This is a genomic window from Bacillus sp. 522_BSPC, assembly GCF_001076885.1.
Lineage (GTDB): Bacteria > Bacillota > Bacilli > Bacillales > Cytobacillaceae > Niallia > Niallia hominis.
The window spans coordinates 22,437-29,937 of record NZ_JVDT01000019.1; the positions used below are offsets into that span (position 1 = coordinate 22,437).

Here is a 7,501-nt window from a genome sequence, read left to right on the forward strand (position 1 = left end):
GCCAAACCATCAGACCAAAACAATAGTCAGGCTTGCCTCCTTCCATTTTTATGTTAAGAAATCAATTAAAGATGTTTGAATCAATCTTGCGCCAACTGCCAATGCTGCGTTATGAACACTTTCCTGAACAGATAAATCTGTAATTGCCTTTTCCATATCGACATCTTCATTATCTGAAAGGACCTTTGTCGCCATTACTTCCTGTGCATCAATTCTCGCTTCTACCATATCCAAACGATTAGACCTTGCACCAAGCTCTGCTTTTTCACTGTTCATTGAGTTAAGATCATCATCAAGCCGACCTAGTAAATCATCTAGTCCTTCAGTATCATTACTATTGAATTTATCTTCAATCCCTTGCAATACATCAAACATTTCTTGATTAAATGTGCTAGAAGGACTAACATTTGCCTTCATTGTAATTCCTTGTGACACTTCAACCCCATAATTATCAATGGCTGGGTCATTAATATTTGCTGCAACTGTTGGTGGTGAACCGCTTGTTACTAAAGGATTTGATACATCTGTACCATGGAAAATATATTTTCCATTAACTTGGGTATTAGCAACATTTACTAAATCGTCTTTAATCTGGGCAATTTCTTTTGCGATTGCTTCTCTTTCGTCTTCACTATTTGTATCATTCTTTCCTTGAAGTAAAAGCTCGCGAACACGATCAAGCCCGCTTGTTGCTTGCTCCAGTCCTGCCTCTGAGTTATCCATCCATAAATGAAGTTCGGAAAGATTTCGCTTGTACTGTTCGACTTGATTTAAGTTGGAACGGTAGTACATCCCTTTCATTGCAACTACTGGATCGTCAGATGGCTTTGTGATTTTTTTACCGGTTGCAACCTGATTGTTTAGTTCGGCTAGTTTATTATAGCTATTGCTAATATTGCGAAGAGAATTTGCTGAAACCATTGATTGTGTAACACGCATTATTTATTCACCTATCTTCCACCGACACCCATGCCGTTAATAATTTTGTCTAGCATTTCATCCATTACGGTAACCATTCTTGCAGATGCATTATATGCTTGCTGGAATTGGATCATATTGCTCATTTCTTCATCTAACGAAACAGAGCTCACACTCATTCGTCTGTTATCAACTGTTTGTTGAAGTGTAGCAGAATTAGCAGTCATCTTATTCGCCTCTTGTGCGCTTACTGCCATACTTCCGATAACTCCTTCAAAATAGTTGCGGAAATTAGACTGTTCTGAGTTATTGCCATAATCATAATTATTATTGAAGATGTCTGCTAATTTGCTTACATATGTTGCATCCCCAAGTGTTGGATTAGATGGATCAGCATTTACAATATTATCTAAGCTATTCTTAATATCTTCTGAAATTGTGATTCTGCTTGCAAAGCCTTCTCGCTCTCCAATGCTTCCACTTTCCGAATCAGCAAAGAAAGAAATCGCCTGGTCCCCATCAGTTATTTCATTGGGGCTCAAACCTTCTTCATGCACCTTGTTAAATTCTGTTGCAAACGTATAAGCAAGATTATCTAACTCTGTTAACATATCATTATAGATTCCTGCTAATTGTCCATTTTCATCTTTGTAACCATAGGATTCTACGACACTCTTTAACTTTCCAGTAGAATTGAAGTTATTAATGTCAATTACTGTATCTCCAATAGAAATTGACTCAACAGCTGTATCATCCGCATTGTGGTTTACTTTTATTTGATGGACACCATCCGTATCCACTAAGGTACCAAGAGCATTTCCACTATCATCCACTAAAGTTACTACTGCTTTTCCTTCTGCTTGTGCTAAAGCATTTCCGCCTGAAGCCTCGTAGCTAACTTTAATGTTGGCATATTGGGATAATTCATCAAGGATGCTATCTCTTTTATCATATAAATCATTGGGCAAATAGCCATTTGGTTCCACACTGCCAATCTGCTTATTTATTTGGTCAAGCTGTGAAAGCAGGGTATTCATTGCTTTTTCCGATACGCCCAATTCATTTTTTGCATCTGCTTTTTCTGCTGAAACGGTTTGATGTAAGTAGTTAAATGTTTCTGCAACAGCAATACCGCGCTGACGAACAACAGCACGAGCGCCTGCATTTTGTGGGTCAACGGCCATGTCTTGTAGAGATTCCCAGAAAGAATCCATCGCTGCAGCTAAACCAGAATCTGAAGGCTCGTTCATAATCGTTTCCAAATCACTTAATGCTGCAGCACGATTTTCCCAGTAACCAAGCTTGCTGGATTCTGAGCGATACTGTGTATCAAGAAAGGTTTCTCTCACACGTACAACGGAGCCAGCTTCCACTCCTGTTCCCATTTGACCTGGTATCATCGGAGCATTTTGCCCTACAGATGGAAAGCTTTGTGATTGCTGCAAATCCACTCTTTGCCGAGTGTAGCCAAGTGTATTTGCATTTGCGATATTATTTCCTGTCGTATATAAAGCACTTTGTTGTGCAGTCAGTCCACGTCTTGCGGTTTCTAATCCCATAAACGTTGAAGCCATTTTCTTTCCCCCATTATGCCTTAATATTTAAAATGCTATTTCCTTGTTTTCCAATCGTGTTTGTACGAATATTATTGCCGCTCGGCTTACCGTAATTCATGCTTTTCTGCGTCGGCTTAAATAAATTTAAGGAAATATTGACAAATTGCATCGATTGCTGAAGAAGCTGTTGATTCAATGAATTTGTTTCTTTTAAATCCATGATGATTGCTTTTAGATGATTGGCAATTCCAGCTATATTCGCCGCAGCTTCTGAATCAAGATGCTTGACGCAATCCATCACAGAAGGATCTGGAACATTGGCAACAATTCGTTTAGAGATGGTCATCCTTGCTTCTTCTAGCTTTTGGATACTCATTATATGAGCCTGTTCATCCTTCATTATTTGCTGAAGGGCTTCCATATCGCCAACCTTAATTATTTCCGTCTTCTTTTTTGCCACTTCATATAAACTTTCATGAAGTTTTACAAGCTTGTCTAACGTCTGCATTAATAATGTAGCTGACATGTTAGCCCTCCTTTTTATATGAAAGTTGTTTCAGTAAAGTTTGTTGTTATAACCCGCAGCCTGAATACACTTCGCTTTCCATGGGAGTCTACGTGTATTATGACTTAGTAGTATTTCTACTGAGAATATACCTCTATTGAAAAAGCAACAAGCTTTTAGAAAACAACCTTTATGGATGAATTAGTTTTTGGAATAAAAGTTCAAGATGCTTTTTGCTACATCCCGTGGATTCACTTCATACGTACCACTTTGCACTTGTTTCTTTAGCGCATCGATTTTTTCCGTACGGGCAGCTGAAACCTGGGATACCTGCTGCATTTCTTTCGCGGCTGCAGAAATTTCCACTTTATCTGCTCCCTTTGTTCCTTCCGCTTTATTGGATTGTTCGACTTTGTTTACTTTTTTATATGGGTTAATGCCCTGTGTCCCAAAATTATTGATTTTCATTGTGTATTCCTCGCTTTCTTTCCCGTACAAGTTTTATTCTTATTACTAGTATCGGATGATTAGCGTTTTATTTAAACATTTCCTTCTACTTTTATAAAAATACGCCAAAATAACTACTTTTCAAATAGCTTATATGAATATCTTCCTAGAGGGGATAGTAGGTTGTAGGTTGCGCCGAAGGGAATCGGCGCTTTGTTTATCGAGTAAAATACGTGTTTCTTTTTTCAACTTCTTTTTTTCGTTCTTCTTCTTTTTCAATGACATTCAATTCAGTTTGTATTCCTGTCATACATGGCTGACAAAGCTTTCCTTCGCGAATAATCGTTCCACACTTTGCACAGGGGTATCCAAGATTAGGAAATTGAGCAAGCTTAATTCTGCCTTTTTTTATAAATTTATATATCAGCGTTTCTTGTACACCCGTCGCTTCTACTACTTCCTCCATTTGCGCTGTGCGGTTCTGTTTTTTTCGAATAAATTGGTAGACCTTTTCGAAATCTGCTTCTTCTTGCTTATAACAATTTAGACACACATCACGAATATTATTTAACACATAAATATCTCCACATTGTGGACAATTCCCTAGTTCTGCCATCCATGGTTCCTCCTCATCTTGCAATCGTAAAGGAAGTGATGGACTTTGCTCCCGCTTCCTTTAATACTTTCGCCGCATTTCGTAACGTCGATCCTGTAGTATATATATCGTCAACGAGGAGAATATCTTGAGCCATAATCGACTCTTTCTGTTCTAGTTTAAAAATATTTTCGATTTGCAATCGCTCTTTTCTTGTTTTTTTCGACTGTTTCTCACTATGTAACCGTACCATACAGTTCAAATAAGGGACTTTAGCATAGAAAAGAACTGCCTCTACTTGATTAAATCCTCTCTCGTACAACCGTTCCTCACTTAATGGAATGGGAACTACCACCTTGTTTTTTGCAAAATCCTTCGGTAAAAAAGAGACAAAGGATGCTGCTATTCGAAAATCCCCTCGATACTTAAACCGAGCGATTGTTTCTTTCAAAAAATCATTATATAAAAATAACGATTGATTTGCTTCCAAGATTCCTTTCCATTCTGTGGATTCATTCCATCTGCAGCAATCATGGCATACTCCTTCCTCCACATGAACAGCTTCAAGCAGGTCGAGGGGCCGACCACAAATCTGGCATGTTTCTCCCATAATTACTTGAAGCTTTTCCTTACATCCTATGCATAAATAACATTCTGGCTCTTTTGATAAAAGATATGTCCAGTTAAAATCAGGAGTAACAGGCGTTAAGCAAATCACACAAATCATAGAAGAAGCATCCCCCTTTCCCTTGCTTCCTTATTGCTTTTCATAATTTGTTTTCGTGCAGAAACCATGCTATTTGTTTTTCCATAGTGAAAAAAAGTGATCGTTCCATCAGGAAATTCTTTTTTTCGCCCTACTCTCCCGGCGATCTGCACAAGGGCACTTTCTGTGAAAATTTGATTTTCCGCCCCTAACACAGCAACATCTACCTTTGGAAAAGTAACCCCTCTCTCTAAAATAGTTGTTGTAATAAGCAAATCAACCTCTTTCTTCCGCATTTTTTGTACCTTTTCTTTTCTGTCTGGGTCTTCTGCATGAACCGTTTCTAAACTGCCAACTATTGATTGCAAAAGAATTTTTACTTTTTCCATATAATGAATTTTCGGGACAAATAAAAGCATTGGCTTATTCAGCAGAACACGTTCTTGCATCCAGTTAACAACTGACGCAGGGAGCTTGTCCTTGTTCAGTCCCTTTTCCCAATTACCACACCACTGGAAGTTTGGTACAGGCAAGGGAAATTGATGGAAGCGCGCCGGAATCGTAACATAATCAATTTTGTTTTGTCTGCATTTTTCCTGCCAATTTTTATCAGGGGTTGCCGTTAAGTAAATGAGCGTGGAATGATCTTTTCTCGCCTTTTGCACAGCATACTGAAGCGATTTGTCTACAGAGTAAGGAAAGGCATCCATCTCGTCCAAAATAACAAGATCAAATGCCTGTTGAAAACGAAAGAGCTGGTGGGTCGTGCTTATTGTGAGTGGACTAAAATGATGGCGATCTTCACTGCCACCAAAGACAGGCAAAACCTTTATCTCTGGGAAAACTTCCTGTAATCGAGGGGCCAATTCGAGGACAACATCAGTACGAGGAGTAGCAATGCAAACACGTTGATTTTTTTGCAATGCTTTTTCAATTCCCTTGAAAAGTATCTCAGTCTTGCCAGCTCCACACACTGCCCAAATTAAAAGCTCAGATTTATTTTCAATAATAGAAACCATTTTATCTGATGCTTCTTGCTGTCCAGGTGAAAGTGTCCCGCTCCATTGCAAAGCATTGTCTGAAGTATCTTGATTCAACTGCGGCCCACACCAAGTAATTAGTGGTGTGCATTCACTAATTCTTCCCATCATGATGCAATTGCGACAATATGTGCATATCTCTTTACACCGTGCACATGGAAAACTGGCAAACAGCTCCTGATTCTCATTGCCACATCGTTTGCACATATATTTATTGCGAGCATTTTTATCAATGCCCTTCAAGTAAGAACAATATCCATTTTCATAATGGGCTTGGATTTCTTCTTGGGAAAAAGGAATTTCATCAAGTAGTAAGGCCTTGCCTTGAAGTGTGGATTGTAGAGATGGGTTAAATGGGTAATTTTCTTTTTGTGGAAGTTTGTTGAGTTGAGTTTTTGAAATATCTGCTATTCGGTAAGCATGTGTGCGATTAGTTTTAGTAGGAATTAGCAGATTGTCTTTTATATAAAACCGCATTAGTTTCCTCCTATTTCTGTTTTAAAAAGGTTTAAGGATAAGTGATGGACAGTCTTTTTACCCGTTCCAGTCACTTTCAGGTTTAATTTTGCTAGTATTCTTGATGATGTGTATATAGATTCTATTTGTAAAAATTCCCTAAGTTGAGAATTGGTAATCTGTTCCCCGAAAAGAAAGTAGTAGTCTTTTAAATTAGGTATCAATAATTGACGTTCCTTCTGTTTGCACCCAGTACAATACCAGTTTTGCATATGTTTTTTCATCAAAAATTGATTGCAGCCTTCGCATTTTATACCAGTAATAATATCTTTTTTATCCACCTGATATTTATGCAAAATCTCAGTATCTAAAGGAGTATGCTGTCTTTTTAACCCTTTGATCAATTTCTTTCTCTCATTTGATGGAAGGAAGGTCGGTTGGTAAGAAGCAGTTAGTTTAGGAATTAATTCTGGTAAATATTCTTTATGAATTAAAGTATTTTTAAAGGTTTGAATTTGAGTTGGGGTTAAGCGTAAAATCGACTTGGTATTACTAAACACAACGAGGGGATAGATCGGTATGTCGGGGAAATGATGGACCGCTAGCCAAGTCTTGAGTTGCCTTGTTAGCCGATTTACTTGAAGAATAGGATCTGGGAAGGCCTCTTTTTCCTCGCCTTTTATTCGTATCATTTGATGCAAGTCTGTATCAAAGTATAGTTCACCGACTATGTTTTTCACCTCGATGATTAACGCATATTTTGCATGGAGGACTAATACATCAATTTGGAAAAAATGCTTTCCATCCCAAAGCCGTAAATCATGAAGAATAAAATATTCCTCGTCTGGTAAAAAACTAAGTGGGAAGTCAACAGCTTTCTCTCCTCTGTAACCCGCCAGTTTCCATTGATAATCTTGATTAATCAAAGAAATATTAGGATGATTTGCCTTGATCCTAGAGAGTAAAGCTTCTAATTGGAGCGCTCGATATGGATATTCAATTGGTTTAACAATCAATTAATCACTTCCTTTACATTTTATATTGCATTATTCTTGGAACTCGGCGAAAATTCCTGCTTATTTTAGAAAAATGTTGGGGCTATTGAAGAGTTAATTTATTTTGATGCTTTTTTACGGGCATGATGGGGGCAGTCTTAGTTTTCGCTTTCGATCTCTTACTTGTGGCTTTTCTACTTTTACTTGCTGCTTTCTCACTTTTACTTACGCTTCCCACCTTTACTTGCGACTTTCTCACTTTTACTTGCGCTTAACACCTTTA

General features: G+C 38.0%; 8 protein-coding genes. All 8 read right to left on the bottom strand.

Features of this window, described 5'->3' with window-relative positions:
* Nucleotides 1–48: 48 nt before the first annotated feature.
* Complete coding sequence (flgL, locus tag ADJ83_RS01880) at nt 49–939, bottom strand: flagellar hook-associated protein FlgL (RefSeq protein ID WP_031540574.1); 891 nt, start codon at nt 937–939, stop codon at nt 49–51.
* A gap of 11 nt (nt 940–950) precedes the next feature.
* Nucleotides 951–2,492: a flagellar hook-associated protein FlgK gene (gene flgK / locus ADJ83_RS01885; protein WP_031540575.1), complete on the bottom strand. Its 1,542-nt coding sequence runs from the start codon at nt 2,490–2,492 to the stop codon at nt 951–953.
* Nucleotides 2,493–2,505: 13 nt separating this feature from the next.
* Nucleotides 2,506–3,000 (bottom strand): flagellar protein FlgN, encoded by a 495-nt coding sequence (locus ADJ83_RS01890; protein ID WP_031540576.1) that lies wholly within the window; start codon nt 2,998–3,000, stop codon nt 2,506–2,508.
* Nucleotides 3,001–3,180: 180 nt separating this feature from the next.
* Entirely contained in the window at nt 3,181–3,447 is a 267-nt protein-coding gene (flgM, locus tag ADJ83_RS01895) for a flagellar biosynthesis anti-sigma factor FlgM (protein WP_031540577.1), read from the bottom strand.
* A 196-nt stretch (nt 3,448–3,643) separates the two neighbouring features.
* On the bottom strand, nt 3,644–4,042 hold the full coding sequence (locus ADJ83_RS01900) for a TIGR03826 family flagellar region protein (protein WP_031540578.1): 399 nt from the start codon (nt 4,040–4,042) through the stop codon (nt 3,644–3,646).
* Nucleotides 4,043–4,055: 13 nt separating this feature from the next.
* Nucleotides 4,056–4,748 (bottom strand): ComF family protein, encoded by a 693-nt coding sequence (locus tag ADJ83_RS01905; RefSeq protein WP_031540579.1) that lies wholly within the window; start codon nt 4,746–4,748, stop codon nt 4,056–4,058.
* Nucleotides 4,745–6,244 (bottom strand): DEAD/DEAH box helicase, encoded by a 1,500-nt coding sequence (locus ADJ83_RS01910; RefSeq protein ID WP_031540580.1) that lies wholly within the window; start codon nt 6,242–6,244, stop codon nt 4,745–4,747. Before ADJ83_RS01910 ends, ADJ83_RS01905 begins: the two co-directional genes overlap by 4 nt.
* Nucleotides 6,244–7,239 (bottom strand): nuclease-related domain-containing protein, encoded by a 996-nt coding sequence (locus ADJ83_RS01915; protein ID WP_048716635.1) that lies wholly within the window; start codon nt 7,237–7,239, stop codon nt 6,244–6,246. Before ADJ83_RS01915 ends, ADJ83_RS01910 begins: the two co-directional genes overlap by 1 nt.
* Between the last annotated feature and the right edge of the window lie 262 nt (nt 7,240–7,501).